This window comes from Acinetobacter gerneri DSM 14967 = CIP 107464 = MTCC 9824, from assembly GCF_000368565.1.
Lineage (GTDB): Bacteria > Pseudomonadota > Gammaproteobacteria > Pseudomonadales > Moraxellaceae > Acinetobacter > Acinetobacter gerneri.
Window position 1 is genome coordinate 299,578 of record NZ_KB849544.1, and the last position, 18,401, is coordinate 317,978.

Genomic DNA, 18,401 nt, shown 5'->3' on the forward strand with positions numbered 1-18,401 from the left:
GATTTATCCACCTAATTTGTGATTCTATTATCACGATAAGATAATGAATTACAAAATAAATTTATTATTCTCGTGAAACATATATATTTTTTGATTTAAATTTTGCGTTTTTTTGCAATTATTGCGGTAAAATCTACGTTGTTACTACTTATACCAAAATGATTGCACATTATGTATATCGCTATAATTCTATTCATTTTTGTTGCGAGCCTGATTTATGCACATACCCGTGGTAAAGTGCATTTGAAATTTTCGCGCCAACTATTTGATCACTCGACTTTTTTAGGTCCTGTGAATATGTTTATGACTGGCTTTTCAAAACTCCCAAATAAGCCTTTTTTTGACGTATCTGATTTTCCTGAACTCAAGCCTTTGCAAGACAACTGGGAAATGATTCGTGAAGAAGCAATCAGTCTACAAAACAAAATTAAAGCTGCCGAAAGCAATAATGATGCGGGTTTTAATACTTTTTTCAAACGTGGCTGGAAACGCTTTTATCTAAAATGGTATCAAGATACACACCCATCTGCACAAGAGCTATGCCCTAAAACAGTTGCTTTACTTGAAAAAATCCCAAGTATAAAAGCAGCTATGTTTGCTGAATTACCCTCTGGTAGTTATCTCGGCAAACACCGTGATCCTTATGCTGGCTCTATTCGTTATCATTTAGGTTTAACTACACCAAATAGTGATGCATGTTTTATTGAAGTAGATGATGAGCGTTATAGCTGGCGTGATGGCGAAGCAACATTGTTTGATGAAACTTATGTGCATTGGGCACAAAATAAAGCCGATGAAACTCGTATCATCCTGTTTTGTGATATCGAACGTCCGATGAAATGGCAATGGGCACAAAACTTCAATCATTGGTTTGGTCGTAAAGTAATGTCTGCTGCAAGCTCACCAAATGATGAAAATGACCAAACGGGTGGCATCAACCGCGTATTTAAATATTTGTACGCGATTCACGCGAAAGGTCGTGCAATCAAAGAGGAAAATCGTACCAAATACTATATTTATAAATGGTTGCTTTTCAGTTTAATCATTTTAATTATTGCATTACCTGCGATTATTAAGCATTTGCTTTAATCTTTGCTTTGTTCAATTGTATCAGCAATAAAAAAATAGATCTTCATTGAAGGTCTTTTTTTTATCCAAAATTCAAATAACAGTGATTATTTATCTGGATTAACAATTCTAAGAGTTTTAATTTTGTATCTGATATTTCATTTTTTTGTATAAAACGGTAAATTTAACGCTTTAATTCTTGTAAATAACAAAGCCACGTTTTTAGGTTAAAACATGAAAATTCAATACGCTCTGCTCGGTTCTCTTATTTTACTTACAGGTTGTGCAGGTTCTTATCCTGAAAAAGTTGTCGCAAAAGGACCTCTTATTTGTGATGCAAGTGATGTTTGTCCAAATCTTTCAGCTCGTTGGAATCAAGAAACACGTGATGGCTTCAAGCTCACAGCAGATATCGACAATGCTACAAAATACGATATCAAACAATTAGTCTTTATTGTCGATGGCCAACCTTATACTTATTCAACAATCAACCCAACTGTATATAAAGAAGTAAATGGTTCAATCAACTCTGCTAACTCAATCTATGTACCACGTAGTTTTTTAAACTCGTTCCGCAATGCGAAAGAAGTTGAATTGAAACTTGTTACAGATCAAGGTGATATCGTTCGTCCAATCTTGGGTGCGGACGGACAGAAATCTTCTGCATATTTAACCTTCCTAAAAGGTTATACAGAAACAGCTGAAAAATAATATTTTAGGGTCTGTTGACATTTCACAACTGAATTGCGTTGTCAGCTAAAATTGAGCAGGCAAGGCACGAAATGCAGAGAATGGCGAGACCATTTTCAAATTTCGTAACGATGCCTGAGATAATTTTAGCCACAACCCTGAGCAAGAACAAAGCACTGCTTTGTTTACAGCGCAAGGCGAAGCGAAAGGACGAGAGTGTTTTTTGATGCTATATCGTTGTAGCTTGATCATTTAGATCACTAAATTTCTCAATCTACGCCTCATATCATCTAAAAAACACTCACGTCGCAACCAATTTGAAATGTCAACAGACCCTATATTTCCATAAAAAAACCAGACTTCGCGTCTGGTTTTTTTATTTAAATAGGATATGTATTTTATTTGGGTTCAATCGGAGCAAATGGAGCAACAACATCCGCATTTTGTGCACGATGACGCATAAAGTGGTCCATAAGCACAATCGCCAACATCGCCTCAGCAATCGGTGTTGCACGAACACCCACGCATGGATCATGGCGACCTTTAGTTAACACATCAGAATCTTCACGGCGGATATTGATGGTTTTACCCGGTGTTGTGATACTCGCTGTTGGTTTTAAGGCAATCGCCACACGAATGGTTTGACCTGATGAAATACCACCTAAGATACCACCCGCATGATTGGCTAGAAAACCGTCAGTGCTCAATTCATCACGCGTTTCGTGCCCAAATTGTTCAGCAACTGCAAAGCCATCACCAATTTCGACACCTTTGACTGCATTGATTCCCATCATGGCATGGGCGATATCAGCATCAAGGCGATCAAATACAGGCTCACCCCATCCTACTGGAACATTTTCAGCCAAGATCTCAAGTTTTGCACCACAACTGGTTCCTTGTTCACGCAATGACGTAACCAAAGCTTCAAAACGAGAAACAGCTTCAACATCACCACAGAAAAATGGATTGTTTGGAACTTCATTCCAATTCAATTTTGAGGCTTTTTCAGTTCCAATCTGAGTCACATGCCCACGGATCACGATGCCAAACTTTTCAGCAAGGAATTTTTTTGCAATCGCACCTGCAGCAACACGCATCGCAGTTTCACGTGCACTTGAGCGACCGCCACCACGATAATCACGGAAACCATATTTTTGCGTATAGGTATAATCCGCATGTCCCGGACGGAATGTTTCAGCAATATTGCCATAATCTTTCGATTTTTGGTCAGTATTACGGATTAACAAACCGATTGGTGTACCTGTTGTTTTACCCTCAAAAACACCTGAAATAATTTCAACTTCATCAGGTTCTTTGCGTTGAGTAGCAAACTTTGAAGTACCCGGTTTACGGCGATCCAAATCAATTTGTAAATCTTCAGCAGATAAACTCAAACCCGGTGGAACACCATCAACAATCGCCATCAGTCCTACACCATGTGATTCGCCACAGGTGGTTACACGAAAGAGTTGTCCAATACTATTTCCAGCCACTTACAACTCCTTATGCTTGTAGGGATTGAATAAATAAATCACGGTATGCGCGACATTGCGCAGCGGTCAATGCAAAAATACCTGAACCACCTTTTTGGAACTGTAACCAATAAAAATCAATCGTATTGAAGTTTTGACGCATCGCCCATTCAGAGTTACCGACTTCAATCACGATCAAACCATCTTCTGTGAGATAGTCAGCCGCTTGAGCGAGCATTTTACGAACCAAATCCAAACCATCTTGACCAGCAGCGAGTGCCAACTCAGGTTCATGTAAAAATTCATCAGGTAGATCAGCCATATCTTCGGCATCTACATATGGTGGATTTGAAACAATCAAATCATATTGATTTTCAGCAGGAATTTTTGAAAATAAATCTGACTCAAGCAATGCAACTTGATACTGCATATTGTGATGTTCAGTATTAATTGAAGCGACTTCAAGTGCTTCTTTAGAAATATCTGTTGCATCTACTTCTGAATCAGGGAAAGCATAAGCCAAGGCAATCGCGATACAACCTGAACCTGTGCACATATCCAAGATACGCTGAGGTGTTTTTGCTTTAGGATTTTCAGGTAAATTGTTTAATGCTTCACGCATTTCGCCTGATTCATCCAAGCAATACGGCGCAAATCGTTGATCGATTAACTCAGCAATCGGTGAACGTGGAATCAATACACGCTCATCAACATAAAATGGTTTATTGTTAAAATATGCAAGATTTAATAAATAAGAAGTCGGTACACGCTCATTGATACGACGTTCCAACAAACTCAAAAATTCTGCCTTTTCACTCGGCAATAATTTTGCGTCTAATATTTCTGGATCAGCCTTCCATTCCAAAGACATGCTTTGTAAAACCAATGCTGAACTTTCAGCAAAATAATCTTCTGTTCCTTGACCTAAGTGAGCATCATATTGACGCATTGCCGTTACACCAAAACGAATAAAATCACGAATGGTTGTTAGCGTTTCAGCCGCTTCTTGTAAATGTTCAGGGCTAATAGACGGTCGCTCCACTTAGGGCATCTCCACAATAAAAATTTAAAACGCCTTATGATACCTTGTTTTGCTGACATTTATAAGACAAAAAATCGGCTTTATTTTTGCCAAGTTAAGATTATTCCGCTATCTGAAAAAACATCCTTTTTATCAGATTTTTTAGCATCATCATTGACCAATAGTCCACCTGATGCATAGATTTTTTTATGTGAACGATCAATGAATAACCCCCAAAGCTGTACTTGTTTAAAGCGTGGATCAAGTTGATTCATATTTGCAAATAAGGACCAATTTTTGCCACCATCGACTGTTTTTAAAATTTGTCCTGTAGTCACAACCGCCCATGCTTCCTTCGTATCCATCCAACGTAGACGCATGATACGATCACCCATTTCAAGTGTTTTTGGCAGATTTAGCTTGGATTTTTGCCAATCAACACCCGCATTTTCAGTACACCAAATTTCACCACTCCCAGACAAACAACCTTTTTTAGGGTTAATAAAATCAATGCTAAGCCAATGTGCATGAGGATTTAAAACTGTTTGCTTAGTCCAAGTTTGACCTGCATCAACTGACTTAATCACAGTACCACGCGTACCTACCGCCCAAACATGATCCTTTTCACTAAAAGTTGCTTCCTGCAATACATCATCTTTCAATGAAAAATCAAGCTTTTTCCAAGTCTGTCCTGTATCAGAAGTATGCAAGATTTTTTCATAGCCCACGACAACACCATTTTTTTGCTGAGTTGAACTAAAAGGATCAAATGCAATCGAATACGCTTCTGTATATTTAAATTTTAAATCATCCATTTTTTCATGAAACTGATGCCATTTTTCTTCGATTTCAGGCTGTTTAAGATCTTGGTAGCTAAAAGGATCTATGAAAATTTGTGTAAATACTTCCCAGTTTTCACCAAAATTACGTGACCGATAAATCACCCCTGAAGTACCTACAGCAAATAATGTCTGATCAATTTGTTTAATATCACGGAATGAATCGCTAAAACGTGAATAAAAGCGCCTTTCCCACGTCTGATCCGCTTGATCTTCACCCCGAAGAAACTGCAGTTGTGGTCCACCTGCTGCAAATATTTTACCAGCACTATTTACAGTAACATTACTATAAGAATTCATACTATCTATAATGCTATACATATGCATTTTATACGGACCAATCTGCCATTTTTTAAACTTCGAACTGACGATCTGTTTATTTTCAGGCTCGCTTTCATCTATATCAGGGATAGAACGCAAATCAATACAACGCTCTGTATATTCATATTCATCACAACGAGGATAAGCAAGCGGATCGGTGACTATAGGACGCCCTTCTTCATCAACGACCCTTTTGACCAACTTGATTTCTTCTGCATAATTTTCCGAAGAAAAAAGCAGCATTAGAAATAGTAAAGGTATCATTTTATTTGTTTTAAACTTTAAATTTTGCATAACTCTATTGCTCGTTTAGCATTTATATTTGTATGAAAGATGATGAAAAATAGAAATATTTATATGTATAAATTAAAACAAAATCGTTAGATCTCTTTCATCAATCAAAATATACAATAATTTATGATTTGGAAAGTTAATATAAGAAATCCCTTATCCTTTGGGAGAAGCTTAGGATGAGGGTAAATTTACAAGAGAATCCTCACCCTCTTGCGAAACATGTTTCTCATTTGTCCTAAAACAAAGTAAGAAAAGTTTGTCTACGCAAAGTAAATTAAATGCCTCAAGGTAAATGTGACTATATGATTCTTTTCATCCAAATATTTGATCATTATTAATTTATGAAAAAAGTCTGATCTTTATGTACATAAATTTAAATAAAATCTTTAAGACTTATAGTTATTTTCCATTTTTTAAGCAATTATTCTCTACAGCGCTGTAAATTAATTATTAAATTTTAAAATATTAACTTCCCAGTATTTACCTTGTTTTACTTGAAATCTCCTCCTTTAATCCCTATAAATATTAGGGTCCAAATGATCTGTGAACACGAATGAGTTATAAACACAACAATCTAATGGCAATGCGTCAAAACTATTGGAACGATAGTGCTTCGAGCAGTGTGCAACAAGAAAAGCAGTTTTTTCAAAAGATACTTTCCGAACATGGTATCTATCCCAAAGCAAATTTAGATGATGCTAAATACTTCTTTTTTAGCTTGCCGAGTATCATTATTGTAAAAGGTTATGCTTTGGGTTTTTTAGACCAAACAGTCAAATTAATGATGAGTGAATTTATCGAAGCAAATAAAAGCGCTTTGATTCAACGTGAGCAAATGAAGATACAATATCGTATGTAAATTGTGTGATATTCAATCAAAAGCTTAAGTAAATGATGGTTTTTCTCCTCTTTTACTTATTTCTACCGACCATTCAGCTTGAAGAACTATTTTAATACGTAGAGAACATGTAATATTCGCTACTATTATTGTCTGCTCGTCTTGCTTATAAGGATTTAATCTTCATGTCAGATCAAAACGATAAGCTTAAAAATTTAAAAACTTCTTCTATTGATCGACGTTTATCGATTGCAAAGGCATCTTTATTGGCTGGAACGCGCTGGGCAGCTTCAAATGCAACTTCTATTTTTTCAAGTGAAGAAGAAAAAGAAAAGAAACGTAAAAAAGCCATGAAAGAACAAGCAGATTATCTTGTTTCTGAGATTGGAAAATTAAAAGGCTCTATCGTCAAAATTGGTCAAATGATGGCGCTTTACGGCGAACATTTTTTACCTGAAGAAATCACACAAGCACTCAATACGTTAAACAATCAAACGGTTGCTCTGGCTTGGCCTGCGATAAAAGAACAATTGATAAGTCAATTGGGCTCTAAACTCGATGATCTCACCATTGATCATGAGCCAATTGGTACAGCTTCACTGGCACAAGTTCACCGTGCAACTCGTAAATCAGATGGCTTGGAATTGGTCCTCAAAATCCAATATCCGGGCGTAGCCGATGCGATTGATTCAGATATGAGCTTATTTAAAAATATGCTCAAATTGACTCGCATGGTTCCACAAACTCGTGAATTTGATCAATGGTTTGATGAAGTTCGTGAAATGATGCATCGTGAAGTCGATTATCGTTTAGAAGCGGCAACGACGCGTCGCTTTGCTGAACGTTTACGTGGTGATCCACGTTATATCGTTCCGCAAATTATTGATAATTACTGTACTGATCAAGTACTTTGCATGACCTTTGAACGCGGTGTTCCGATCAATAGCCCTGTGATGCTGTCACTTCCACAAGAACGTCGTAATCTCTTAGGTAAAGCTTCTCTCGAAGTCGCAGTCCGTGAAATTTTTGAATGGGGCGAGATGCAAACAGATCCAAACTTTGGTAACTATTTGGTTCGTTTGGGCGACGGTGCAGAGCATAATGATAAGATTGTCTTACTTGATTTTGGGGCAATCCGTCAATTTGATAACAACCTTTTAAATGTTGCGCGCAATTTAATTATTGCTGGTTATGAGCATGACTCAGAAAAAATGGTCAAAGCCATGACGGGTTATGAATTTTTTGATGCGATGCCGTTGTCAATTAAACCAGATATGGCAAAAGTATTTTTACTTGCAACTGAAGCATTTAGCTCTAAACAAAACAATCCTGATTTGCCTGAAGGCGTAATGGATGATGAAAATCGCTATGATTGGAAAAAAAGCCAACTGCATAGCCGAGTCATGCAACGTGCTTCAAAATCTATGGCTTCACGTTATTTTAGTGTTCCACCGAAAGAATTTATGTTTATTAGCCGTAAATTTATCGGTGCTTATACTTTTATGACAGTGATCGAAGCCAAAACCAATGTTCGTAAAATGATCACTCAATATCAATAAAACTTATAGGCTAAAATGGCAAACTTAAACTCTTTGTCATTTTAGTCAATTTTCATTTCTTATATTAAAATTTATAAAAATATTTTTAAAATAAAATCAATAAAATAAACTAAAAATAACACTCTCACCTACCGTTTATCTTCTGTCAAAAAGGTTGTCAACTTTGACATAGTTTTTTTGATGTCAGCGTGTCAGGATGATTAAAACCACAAAAAACTCTCAGGATAGAAAATGTCAAATATGGTAAATAAAGCTCAGGGTTTAGGGCTATCATTGATTACTAAAATTGCAGGAAGCGACCTGCTTGATCAATTCAAGCTTCGTAAATTTATTGAAAAATCACTTTATCAAGGTTCTAAAATTAGCTTTCAAACCTTGAGCAAAACTCAAAAAGCATTTAAAGCCAATCCTGATGTCAATAAACAGCGTTTACCTAATCAAAGTAAGTCATTATTTGATCTTAACCTAACTGAAGAACAACAGATGACAGTGGATGCGATGAGTCAATTCGCCGCTGAGATCCTCTATCCTCTCGCTCATCAAGCAGATGACCAAGAAAAATTTCCTGAAGAACTTTGGCAACATAGTACAGACCTAGGACTAAATTATTATGCATTGCCTGAAGCACTTGGCGGTGTTGCAACTGAAAAAAATATCGTAAGCAATATCTTGATCGCAGAGTCATTGGCCAAAGGCGATTTCAGCTTAACAGCAGGATTACTTTCTACATTTAGTGCGATTAACGCGCTGGTACAATGGGGATCTGAGCGAGTTCAAGCGACTTACCTACCACCTTTTGCAGAAGATCCTGAGGTGCGTGCAACTTTTGCCATCCAAGAAGCAACCCCAGCATTCAATCCATTAAAACTCAAAACACGAGCAGTTGAAGTCAATGGTCAGTACGCTATTACAGGCGAAAAAACCATGGTTTTGTTGGGTGAAAGCGCAGATCTATTTATCGTCAATGCTGATTTAAATGGTCAAGCACAAGTCTTTGTCGTAAAACGTGATGAAAGCATCACTGTGCTAAAAACACCTGCCATGGGACTTAAAGCAACTGAAACTGTGACTCTAAAATTTAATCAAAGCCCTGCTGAGATTTTAGGTGATGATGATTTTAGTTATAACGCATTTTTAGATTTAGGCAATTTGATGTGGTGTGCAATTGCAGTAGGTACATGTGAAGCAGTGAAAGAGTATTGCATCAAATATGCCAATGAACGTACTGCATTCGGTGAACCTATTTCTCACCGCCAAAGTGTTGCCTTTATGATTGCAGACATGGCTATCGAAATTGATGCGATGCGTATGTTGATTTTAAATGCTGCAAGCTTGGCAGAATCAGGCAAATCTTTCCATCGTGAAGCTTATTTGGCACGCTTATTATGCGCTGAAAAATCAATGAAAATTGGTACAGATGGCGTACAAATTTTAGGGGGACACGGTTTTACCAAAGAACATCCTGTTGAACGCTGGTACCGTGATTTACGTGCAACTGCTGTGTTGCATTCTGGCTTACATGCCTAATCCAATAGACTAAAAATAACTTAAAAAATTAGGAGAATTTTCATGAATTTACAGAACCCTAAAAAATTCAAAATGCTGTTGGATCAAGCGCACGAAACTGCCCTCAATGTATTGCGTCCTATTTCACGCAAATATGATAAAGCTGAACACGCCTACCCTAAAGAACTCAATATGCTCAGTGCACTTTTGGATGGGATGAATGATGGTGGTGAAGGTCTGAATGCAGGTGCGGCAGTCGGTAAACGTGGCGCTACAGATGCAGGCAATAAAAACGGCGTTAATATGTCGACTGCACTTGGTATCATCGAAATGTGCTATGGCGATACAGGTTTACTCCTTAGCATGCCACGTCAAGGCTTGGGTAACTCGGCGATTGCAGCTGTTGCAAATGATGAACAGTTAGAACGCTTTAAAGGTACTTGGGCAGCGATGGCGATTACAGAGCCGGGTTGTGGTTCAGACTCTGCGGCCATTCGTACAACTGCGATTAAAGATGGTGATGACTATATTTTAAATGGCGAAAAAATCTTTGTTACTTCGGGTGAGCGTGCAGATTCTGTTGTGGTTTGGGCAACCTTAGACAAAAAATTGGGGCGTGCTGCGATCAAATCCTTCGTTGTACCTAAAGGTACGCCTGGCATGACTGTCGAACGTCTTGAGCATAAGCTTGGGATCAAAGCATCAGACACCGCTGCTATCAGTTTTATTGATTGTCGAGTGCCTGCTGCCAACCTTTTAGGCAATGCTGAAATCGACGTAGCAAAAGGCTTTGCTGGCGTGATGGAAACATTTGACAATACTCGACCATTGGTTGCAGCGATGGCTGTAGGCTGTGCCAAAGCATCTTTGGAACGTATTAAAGAAATTTTCAAAGACCAATTGGATGATTATGCTACACCGTATTTACAAACATCCAATATCGCCGCACAAATCTATCGAATGGAAGCTGAATGGGAAGCTTCTCGCTTACTCATGCTAAAAGCGGCATGGATGGCAGATAATAAAAAGCCAAATTCACGTGAAGCTTCTATTGCCAAAGCAAAAGCAGGTCGTATTGGTAATGAAATTACCTTGAAATGCGTAGAGCTTGCAGCAAGCGTCGGTTATAACGAAGAAGAGTTACTCGAAAAATGGGCGCGAGATTCGAAAATCTTAGATATTTTTGAAGGAACTCAGCAAATTCAACAATTGATCATTGCCCGCCGTGAATTGGGTAAAAGCTCATCCGAATTAAAATAATCCATTTTAATTCAAGATAAAGCATACAAGAGATGATTTTTTTGCTATAAAAATTTCATCTCTTTTACATTTGTACGCCTACAATTTTATTATGTTTCACTTACGTCCGATCCAAGCCAAAGATAACGCTGCCATTGCTCAAATCATCCGTCATGTTTCCAAAGAGTTTGGGCTAGCACCAGAGTCAGGCTTTGCTGTTGCCGATCCGATTTTGGATAATTTATTCCAAGTTTATGACGCGGCTCATGCAGCCTATTGGGTGGTCGTTGATGAAAATGACCAAGTTTTTGGTGGCGGTGGCTTGTCGCCACTTCAAGGTGATAACAGTATTTTAGAAATACAAAAAATGTATTTTTTACCTGAACTGCGTGGCCTAGGTTTTGCCAAAAAAATACTTGAAAATGCTTTTATTTTCGCTCAAGAAAATGGCTATAAATCATGTTATTTGGAAACGACCAAAGAGCTTTGGCAAGCAGTCAAACTTTATGAAAAATTGGGCTTTGTTCATCTGGATAAACCAAAGGGTCATACCGGACATAGTCATGCCTGTGAAATTTGGATGTTAAAACAGCTTTAAATCATAGAATCTAAAATTTATTTATCTACTTCAAGCCTAGTCCTAGACCATTTTATCAAGACTAGGCTACAAAACCCTTTTGAGCTTAAAGAAGCATAAAAAATAAAAATAAGGCTGCGAAACAAGTGTTAATCACTAACATCATAAAATTAGATTTTAGTGCTTTTTTTGCTATAGGGTTGACGATTTTATTATCCGTATAAGCGATACCACTGAGGATCATACCGATGATATTAATCACGGTCGTGACCGCCAAACATAACAACACCAATAAATGTACGGGTGGTAATTCACAGATATTATCGTATTTACATGGCAAGCTGAGAACATAAAAGCTATATAAAATAGCCAGTACAATTAAAATAAAACTCAACCAAGCCAGCAAATAGGCAAATTTTGCTAAAGACATTTTTTATACACCAAAATATAAATATTTTTTTAAATTTTTAGAATCTAAGGATTTTATCCTCAAACGATATTATCAGAAAAAAGCTCATCAGCAATAATATTAAAAAAAAATTCCACCGAAGTCAGTGGAATTTTTTTTTAAAAGTACAGATAAAAATATTTAAAAACTGCTCTAACTTTCAACCTTATCTCGATTTAAAAGCTTATCAATCACCGCAAATTTTTTGAAAATTTTAGCTCGACGTTTTGGATAGATATTTGCTTTATTCAAATCACCTTGATAATGCTCAAATACTCGCTTATCCATCATTTTAAACCAGATTGGCGGAATCAAAGCAGGCAACAACATACTCGCATAACCACTCGGTAACTCTGGCGCCTCATCAAAATGTCGTAATGCCTGAAACGGACGTGTTGGATAAGCATGATGGTCAGAGTGCCTTTGCAACTGATACAAAAACAGATTGGTTACGATATTGTTGTTATTCCAACTATGTTCAGGCATGGTACGTTCATACTTACCATTTTCATCTTTTTGACGTAACAAGCCATAATGTTCAATATAGTTAATAATTTCAAACAAGCTGATGCTATAGGCAGATTGTGCAATCAAATAAGGTAAAGTCGCTAAACCAAATATTCCAAGCATACTCGAATGAAATGCTGCACTCATCCCAAAGCCTTGTAGCAACTCATTTTCTTTATTCCAAAAACCTAAGCCTTTACGCTTTAAACGACGTGTTTCAATTTCAATCGCAGATTTAAATGAACCAATCACAGTACGTGGTAAAAACTCATAGAAAGTCTCACCCATTTGTGAAGAAGCAGGATCTTCAGGTGTTGCTGCACGCTTATGATGTCCATAAGGATGTTCTATTCTAAAATGATTATATCCTGATGGAACCAAAGCCAAATGCGATAAAATATGATCGATTCGATCCGTTTTGTGACTCAATTCATGCGCTGTATTGATGGCAATTCCATTGATTGCTCCCATCGAAATACCTAGCAATATTTTATCCAATAAAGACGTATTTTTACGGCTCACCAAATAACAAGCATAAACATTGGCAATATATTGCAATGGAATAAAACTTTTGACTAAACGTGAATAATAAGGATCTTTTTCAAGTAATTTTATATCTTCAGCTGTTGGATTGTTTTTATCTTTTCCAACGATCGTGTCAATTGTTGGAATAATAATATGTAAAACAATAGGACCACCCAAAGCAAAAATCTTCTTTATCGGTTTAGGTGAAAACTGATAACCCAATAAAATCCCTATACCAATCACAGGCAATGATGGACTAATCATCCACATATAACGTTTCTTATCGAGCGCAAGCCCTGATTTGGCTGTAGGCTGTGTATTTTCTACTAATAGAGCCTGATCTAACTCTGCTTGCGGATTCATTTGAACTGGTGCATTCATATCGACACCTTTCCCTTTCACTAATATATCTCTATATTTCAGTAAATAAGTCCAATGTGACAGTTTTAAGCGTCCAAAAAAGCTATTCAATCGTCTTTGGCATGTTTTAGCTAGTGTTTGTCCTTTTCAAACATGATTTAATATTTTTTTCGTGCATACTGGGAAAAAAGGGATATAAAACAATCTATGGATGCCCTAAGTAAAATTTTTGACGATATTCATTTAAATCACTCTGAATATATCTATTTACAGGCTCAGGGGGATTGGGCATTTTATAGCTCTGAAAATACCACGTTTATCGGACATATTGTTTTATATGGCAATATGCATATCGAATTTGAAAATGCTGAATCACAAAACAAAATTAAGGTCGATCTATGTGCAGGTGATATCGTACTTATTCCTGCAGGACTTGCGCATAAGGGGTCAAATCGTGCGGATCACAAAGTCATCGAAGCACTCAATATCGAGCCTTTATTTGATGGTCTAAAACAAGAAGCGATTGAGTTTGGACATGGCAATAACGATAAGACTCTGATCCTGACCATTCGCTGCCAACTTGATGCGATCATGGCAAAACCTTTGATCAATGCCTTACCGCCGTATCTGCATATCAAGAATGCCTTTAGTGACGATGCACCAGAATGGCTGAAAATCGGTTTATATTTCGTGGCGTCTGAAACGCAAAGAGCCTCTTTTGCAGGACGAAATAAAATCATGGATCACATTATCAGTATTATGTTTATCGAGTGTGTCCGTGATTATATTGAAAATATGGAACATGAAAATAACTGGCTCAATGCCCTCATCCATCCTGAGCTTGCCAATGCACTTGCGATTATTCACAGTCAACCTGAAAAAGCTTGGACTGTGGAAAGCCTTGCTGAAACATGCTGTATGTCACGCTCTAAATTTGCCAGTTTATTTAGTCAAATCGTTGGTGAATCACCGCTGGCTTATTTGCAACAACACCGTCTACGTTTAGCCACACAGCTGCTACGACAAGGACATTTCTCGATACAGCAAATTGCCCATCAAGTAGGCTATTCCTCTGAAACAGCCTTTAGCCAAGCTTTTAAAAAGCAATTTGAGATCAGTCCGAGCCAATACAAACAAAGTTAGTAGGGTCTGTTGACATTTCAAATTGGTTGCGACGACGAGTGTTTTTTGCGCTGTAATACAGTTTTAAATTTGCTTAGGCTATTTTATTTGTGCCATAAAAAAAGCGCCGAAGCGCTTTTTTTAATAGGTCTGATTATTTGATTTTTGCATGTGATTTTAGATATTGAAGATAATCATCCAAATCTTGTTCACCACGTAAACCTTGTGCTTGTTGACGAACATTTTCAACTATGCCAGAGCTTAGTGTTTCCAAACCATTCTTTTTCACATTTGAAACAGCAACGATAATCAACTCATTTTGCATATCAGTTGTTGTTACTGACCACATACCTGCTTTAGGCGCAGCAACACTAAACGCAGCACGTTGAATCGGTGCTCTCAAAGCCTGTTGCATGCGGCTGTATTCACCTGCAAATTGGAACTTAAGACCACTCTTCGCAACCACTTGCTCTGCTGGTTCAGTTTTAAACTGAGTGAGTGTAGTTGCAATTTTAGCTTTAGCAGCAGCATAAGCTTTTTCGTTGATAATTTTTGCTTTTACTTGAGCAGCAACATTTTTCAACGGCTGTACACCAGCTGGATAGTATTGACGAACTTTAACCCAAACAGTATCACCATTTGCTAACTGGATATTACTAGAAGCATTACGATCACCTTGTTTCACTTCATCACTAAAGATTTTAGCTTTAACAGCTGGATCACTTAATACTGAAACATGACTAAACACATTCATCGCTTTAACAGATTGGATCTGTGTAGATTTGACTGTTTGTGTCACAGGATCTAAAGCATCGTTACCAACAACTTGTTCATTGATGTTATTCACAGTATCTGAATACAAGTTTGCATTACGATTTTTCAAAATCTCAGCAGTTAATTCAGCTTTTTTAGCCTCAAGACTTGGAATATTCACTTGTTGAACATTGGTTTCAATAATGTGATAACCATACTGAGTTTTGACTGGTTGGGAAATCTCACCTGTTTTTAAGCCACTAACTGCAGCGTCAAAATCTTGAGAATATGCACCCGGTACATAACTGATCAAGCCACCGTTAGCTTTAGACTCAGTATCATCAGAATACTGTGCAGCTGCTGCAGCAAATGTCATACCTGCTTTGAGTTTAGCATAGACATCATTTGCCAATTTATGTGCATCACTGTCTTTACGCGTATCCGTAACAGTAATCATGATGTGATGTACTTCTTTTTTCGCAGCTTTCTTTTGTTCTTCAACAAATTTCGCATAAGCTTGTTGTAACTCGGCATCCGTTACAGGAGCCGTATTACCCTGAACTTGCGCAGGTGTGAGTACAACATAATCAACATCAGCAGAAGCAACTTGTTTAAAGCTATTTTTGTGTTTGTTGTAATAATCAACAATATCTTGACCAGTTACATTAATATTTTTCTTATATTCATCAAGATTAATATTTGCAAGATAAATGCTACGTTGCTCAGTTTGAAGATTTGCTAGACGAGCCAAATCTGTCTTGCTGACCAATGAATAGCCCATAATGGTCGTACTCAGCATTTTTAAAGCATGGTCTTGACGAATATTGTCAATCAAGCCTTGGCTTTTCAAACCGTTATTACGCAAATAATTTTCATACAAAGCTTCCGAAAATTTCCCACCTTGTTGGAAATCTGGTTGCTGCGCAATCATTTGCTTGATTTGTTCATCACTTAATGAAATACCTAATTTTTTTGCTTGCTGTAAAAGCAAAGTTCGTCCGACCAAACTATTGAGCGCATTTTCTTTAATGAAATTTTGATTTAACAAAGTTTCATCGCCATTAATCGCTGGCAATTGCAGAAACTGGTTTTTTAAGTTTTGCGTGACATTATCAAGTTCTTTTTTAGAAATGGCTTGACCGTTAACAGTCGTCGCGACATCCGCACTATTTCCGTTACTAAAGTAACCCTCAATACCGATGACAGCAAAAGGTACTAAGAATAATACGAGTAAAAGTTTACCGAACCAGCCCCGAATGAGGTTACGAAACGATTCCATAAGTATTCCAATATTTTATTTGCAAAGGATTCTAACTGATTATTGTGTTGGATTGAATGGAAAAAACCATGATATTTCACAATTGCTAAAAAAAACGCGCCAAAAAGGCGCGTTCGAAGTCATAAAAGATTAAGCTACCGAATCTTTCAAACCTTTACCAGCTTTAAAGCTTGGCACTTTGCTTGCAGGAATTGGTAATTCTGCACCAGTTTTAGGGTTACGGCCGATACGTGCAGCACGTTCTTTAACGCTAAATGTACCAAAACCAACTAAAGTTACCGTGTCGCCCTTTTTCAAAGCTTCACCGATCGAAGCAATAGTCGCGTCCAACGCTTTACCAGCATCAGTTTTCGACAAACCCCCTTTCTCTGCAATGGCGTCGATTAATTCTGATTTATTCATGAAGATTACGTCCTCTTAGTATCGTTTGTTTGAGATCCAAGGCTTATAGTAAAAAATGCCATGCAGACTTTATAGCAATGCTTTGGGGGGGAACGCAATACTAGTTATTCGCTTTTTCACAAAAAAGTGTATTTATTAGCAATTAAATCCCAAATTATTTGGTTTTTTGGTCTTTTTCGCCTAAGCGATTTTTTAACTCATGATTTTCTTCGATCAATAAATCTACTTTTTGATGCAGCTGCAAAACCAGATTTTCGAGACGTTGAATGTCCTTTGCGGTCACTAAACCAATGCGGTTGAGTGATTGATTTACGCCTTGATCGAGTATTTTTTCTACACGATCTTTACTTTCGACCACAGACTCTTTTGCTTTTTCTGTCACTTTATTGACCGTATTGTCGGCAATATCTGTGGTTTTAGATTCGAGTTCTTCACCAACTTTGACCAAAGAGTCAAAAAGTTTATTGCCCTCTTCTTCAGCTCTAGAAAATGCGCCCAGACCAGCAAGCCAAATTTGTTTAGTATATTTTTTAAAATCCAAGGGTGATTTACGCAAGGATTTATTTTTAATACGATTTGGATCTTTGATCTTTTGTTGGGCTTGTTGCTCTAATTCGATGTTTTCTTGATCCATAAATATCAACTCCTGATCTTTTTTTAATCAAACTAAATGATTAAGTACAAAAATATACTTATAATAGCAAGCTTATCTCTTGAACCTTTGTAAAAACTGTTCTACAAAGCTAATTAATTTAGTTGTATATCGCAGGATCGCGTTTTAATTTTTTGTGAGTGGGACAGGACTCCCGATTTGACCGTGTAGGAATTTTTTTATGAGTGAGACGCAACAACAACAAAAACAATCAAGTTTGTTGCTAAATATGATCATGATCGTGTTAGAAACTTTTTATTCTTTCATTTTGAAGCATGATCATGTTGTTCGTATTCAAGCAAAAAAGTTTGTAGATCAGCAAATCACGATTAAGATGAACAGCTACGTGCCTTATTTTGACTTTTATCTTCAATTTACCGATAAAGGTCTACTCTTTGATCTTAAAGCCCCAGAAAAGCCTGTTGATCTCGCTGTAAGCAGTACGCTTATGGATATGATTCAGATTTTTTTAATGGGCAATCGTCGCAGCATTAAAAAAATGCGCATTGAAGGTGACATTGCTTTAAAAGACGAATTTCGAGATTTAGTACTCAATCTTTCTGCACCTAAGCTCCTCTCAGACTGGAAACAGTGGTTAACCAGTCCTGAAAGTGATCGTAAAACGATTTCTTCGCAAAAAAGAATTAAACCTTTACTTGAGAAAATTGATCGCCAAAGATCTGAGATTAATACCTTAAAAGTTGAAGTAAAACAGTTCCAAAATCGTGCTCGTCGCAACGAACAAAGGTATAATCGTTTGAAAAATATACTTTTTATTGTTTTATTTCTCTTTGCAGCTTTAATCGTGTATAATTTGTGGCAATTATTTTGATTTTTTCATTTAAAAATATAAATTTACAATTAAAAAAATAAAAACCAACTATTTTAGTCAACTTTTAATTGAAAAAACTTGACTAATTTAGTCAGGA

Annotated in this window: 17 protein-coding genes; 9 read left to right on the plus strand and 8 right to left on the minus strand. The window is 37.0% G+C overall.

What is annotated here, in order from left to right; translation table 11 throughout:
- Window positions 1-171: 171 nt before the first annotated feature.
- Window positions 172-1,089 carry a lipid A hydroxylase LpxO gene (gene lpxO, locus F960_RS12670; protein WP_004865725.1) on the plus strand — a complete coding sequence of 306 codons (918 nt, stop codon included), beginning with the start codon at window positions 172-174 and terminating at the stop codon, window positions 1,087-1,089.
- Between the two features lie 213 nt (window positions 1,090-1,302).
- Window positions 1,303-1,779, plus strand: coding sequence for a hypothetical protein (locus F960_RS12675; protein ID WP_004865727.1), 477 nt, complete (start codon window positions 1,303-1,305; stop codon window positions 1,777-1,779).
- Window positions 1,780-2,156: 377 nt separating this feature from the next.
- On the opposite strand, the gene aroC is transcribed toward F960_RS12675, so the two are convergent.
- The 3 genes from aroC to F960_RS12690 all read right to left on the minus strand — a co-directional run bounded on the left by aroC (window position 2,157) and on the right by F960_RS12690 (window position 5,705).
- Complete coding sequence (gene aroC, locus F960_RS12680; RefSeq protein ID WP_004865729.1) at window positions 2,157-3,251, minus strand: chorismate synthase; 1,095 nt, start codon at window positions 3,249-3,251, stop codon at window positions 2,157-2,159.
- 10 nt (window positions 3,252-3,261) lie between these two features.
- The gene (gene prmB / locus F960_RS12685) at window positions 3,262-4,272 is read right to left on the minus strand and encodes a 50S ribosomal protein L3 N(5)-glutamine methyltransferase (protein ID WP_004865730.1); all 1,011 of its coding nucleotides are present in this window, start codon (window positions 4,270-4,272) and stop codon (window positions 3,262-3,264) included.
- Window positions 4,273-4,352: 80 nt separating this feature from the next.
- Window positions 4,353-5,705 (minus strand): YCF48-related protein, encoded by a 1,353-nt coding sequence (locus tag F960_RS12690; RefSeq protein WP_004865732.1) that lies wholly within the window; start codon window positions 5,703-5,705, stop codon window positions 4,353-4,355.
- A gap of 553 nt (window positions 5,706-6,258) precedes the next feature.
- Between F960_RS12690 and F960_RS12695 the strand changes: the two genes are divergently transcribed.
- The 5 genes from F960_RS12695 (at window position 6,259) to F960_RS12715 (ending at window position 11,445) form a co-directional block, all read left to right on the plus strand.
- A complete protein-coding gene (locus tag F960_RS12695) occupies window positions 6,259-6,564 on the plus strand; it encodes a hypothetical protein (protein ID WP_004865734.1) in 306 nt (101 codons plus the stop codon).
- A gap of 164 nt (window positions 6,565-6,728) precedes the next feature.
- Complete coding sequence (locus tag F960_RS12700; RefSeq protein ID WP_004865736.1) at window positions 6,729-8,102, plus strand: ABC1 kinase family protein; 1,374 nt, start codon at window positions 6,729-6,731, stop codon at window positions 8,100-8,102.
- A gap of 240 nt (window positions 8,103-8,342) precedes the next feature.
- On the plus strand, window positions 8,343-9,629 hold the full coding sequence (locus F960_RS12705) for an acyl-CoA dehydrogenase family protein (protein ID WP_171066270.1): 1,287 nt from the start codon (window positions 8,343-8,345) through the stop codon (window positions 9,627-9,629).
- A 42-nt stretch (window positions 9,630-9,671) separates the two neighbouring features.
- The gene (locus F960_RS12710; protein WP_004865741.1) at window positions 9,672-10,868 is read left to right on the plus strand and encodes an acyl-CoA dehydrogenase family protein; all 1,197 of its coding nucleotides are present in this window, start codon (window positions 9,672-9,674) and stop codon (window positions 10,866-10,868) included.
- Window positions 10,869-10,959: 91 nt separating this feature from the next.
- Window positions 10,960-11,445, plus strand: a complete 486-nt coding sequence (locus F960_RS12715; RefSeq protein WP_004865742.1) for a GNAT family N-acetyltransferase — start codon at window positions 10,960-10,962, stop codon at window positions 11,443-11,445.
- An 85-nt stretch (window positions 11,446-11,530) separates the two neighbouring features.
- Here F960_RS12715 and F960_RS12720 read toward each other — a convergent pair whose 3' ends face one another.
- Together F960_RS12720 and F960_RS12725 are read right to left on the minus strand one after the other, a co-directional pair.
- Window positions 11,531-11,854 carry a hypothetical protein gene (locus F960_RS12720; protein ID WP_004865744.1) on the minus strand — a complete coding sequence of 108 codons (324 nt, stop codon included), beginning with the start codon at window positions 11,852-11,854 and terminating at the stop codon, window positions 11,531-11,533.
- A 171-nt stretch (window positions 11,855-12,025) separates the two neighbouring features.
- Window positions 12,026-13,285, minus strand: a complete 1,260-nt coding sequence (locus tag F960_RS12725) for an alkane 1-monooxygenase (RefSeq protein WP_020846882.1) — start codon at window positions 13,283-13,285, stop codon at window positions 12,026-12,028.
- Between the two features lie 186 nt (window positions 13,286-13,471).
- Here F960_RS12725 and F960_RS12730 point away from each other — a divergent pair, with 186 nt between their 5' ends.
- A complete protein-coding gene (locus tag F960_RS12730) occupies window positions 13,472-14,407 on the plus strand; it encodes an AraC family transcriptional regulator (RefSeq protein ID WP_004865749.1) in 936 nt (311 codons plus the stop codon).
- A gap of 133 nt (window positions 14,408-14,540) precedes the next feature.
- On the opposite strand, the gene F960_RS12735 is transcribed toward F960_RS12730, so the two are convergent.
- The 3 genes from F960_RS12735 to F960_RS12745 form a co-directional block, all read right to left on the minus strand.
- Window positions 14,541-16,418, minus strand: a complete 1,878-nt coding sequence (locus F960_RS12735; RefSeq protein WP_004865751.1) for a SurA N-terminal domain-containing protein — start codon at window positions 16,416-16,418, stop codon at window positions 14,541-14,543.
- Between the two features lie 129 nt (window positions 16,419-16,547).
- Window positions 16,548-16,820, minus strand: a complete 273-nt coding sequence (gene hbs, locus F960_RS12740) for a non-specific DNA-binding protein Hbs (protein ID WP_004865752.1) — start codon at window positions 16,818-16,820, stop codon at window positions 16,548-16,550.
- A gap of 154 nt (window positions 16,821-16,974) precedes the next feature.
- Window positions 16,975-17,454, minus strand: coding sequence for a phasin family protein (locus tag F960_RS12745; RefSeq protein WP_004865754.1), 480 nt, complete (start codon window positions 17,452-17,454; stop codon window positions 16,975-16,977).
- Between the two features lie 199 nt (window positions 17,455-17,653).
- On the opposite strand from F960_RS12745, the gene F960_RS12750 reads away from it, so the two are divergent.
- Window positions 17,654-18,304: a hypothetical protein gene (locus tag F960_RS12750; RefSeq protein ID WP_004865759.1), complete on the plus strand. Its 651-nt coding sequence runs from the start codon at window positions 17,654-17,656 to the stop codon at window positions 18,302-18,304.
- Window positions 18,305-18,401 lie beyond the last annotated feature (97 nt).

Bases quoted from the DNA above. Each gene is read 5' to 3' on its own strand.
- lpxO (WP_004865725.1), top strand. From the start codon at position 172: ATGTATATCGCTATAATTCTATTCATTTTTGTTGCGAGCCTGATTTAT.
- F960_RS12675 (WP_004865727.1), top strand. From the start codon at position 1,303: ATGAAAATTCAATACGCTCTGCTCGGTTCTCTTATTTTACTTACAGGT.
- F960_RS12690 (WP_004865732.1), bottom strand. From the start codon at position 5,705: ATGCAAAATTTAAAGTTTAAAACAAATAAAATGATACCTTTACTATTT.
- F960_RS12695 (WP_004865734.1), top strand. From the start codon at position 6,259: ATGAGTTATAAACACAACAATCTAATGGCAATGCGTCAAAACTATTGG.
- F960_RS12700 (WP_004865736.1), top strand. From the start codon at position 6,729: ATGTCAGATCAAAACGATAAGCTTAAAAATTTAAAAACTTCTTCTATT.
- F960_RS12705 (WP_171066270.1), top strand. From the start codon at position 8,343: ATGGTAAATAAAGCTCAGGGTTTAGGGCTATCATTGATTACTAAAATT.
- F960_RS12710 (WP_004865741.1), top strand. From the start codon at position 9,672: ATGAATTTACAGAACCCTAAAAAATTCAAAATGCTGTTGGATCAAGCG.
- F960_RS12715 (WP_004865742.1), top strand. From the start codon at position 10,960: ATGTTTCACTTACGTCCGATCCAAGCCAAAGATAACGCTGCCATTGCT.
- F960_RS12720 (WP_004865744.1), bottom strand. From the start codon at position 11,854: ATGTCTTTAGCAAAATTTGCCTATTTGCTGGCTTGGTTGAGTTTTATT.
- F960_RS12725 (WP_020846882.1), bottom strand. From the start codon at position 13,285: ATGAATGCACCAGTTCAAATGAATCCGCAAGCAGAGTTAGATCAGGCT.
- F960_RS12730 (WP_004865749.1), top strand. From the start codon at position 13,472: ATGGATGCCCTAAGTAAAATTTTTGACGATATTCATTTAAATCACTCT.
- F960_RS12735 (WP_004865751.1), bottom strand. From the start codon at position 16,418: ATGGAATCGTTTCGTAACCTCATTCGGGGCTGGTTCGGTAAACTTTTA.
- hbs (WP_004865752.1), bottom strand. From the start codon at position 16,820: ATGAATAAATCAGAATTAATCGACGCCATTGCAGAGAAAGGGGGTTTG.
- F960_RS12745 (WP_004865754.1), bottom strand. From the start codon at position 17,454: ATGGATCAAGAAAACATCGAATTAGAGCAACAAGCCCAACAAAAGATC.
- F960_RS12750 (WP_004865759.1), top strand. From the start codon at position 17,654: ATGAGTGAGACGCAACAACAACAAAAACAATCAAGTTTGTTGCTAAAT.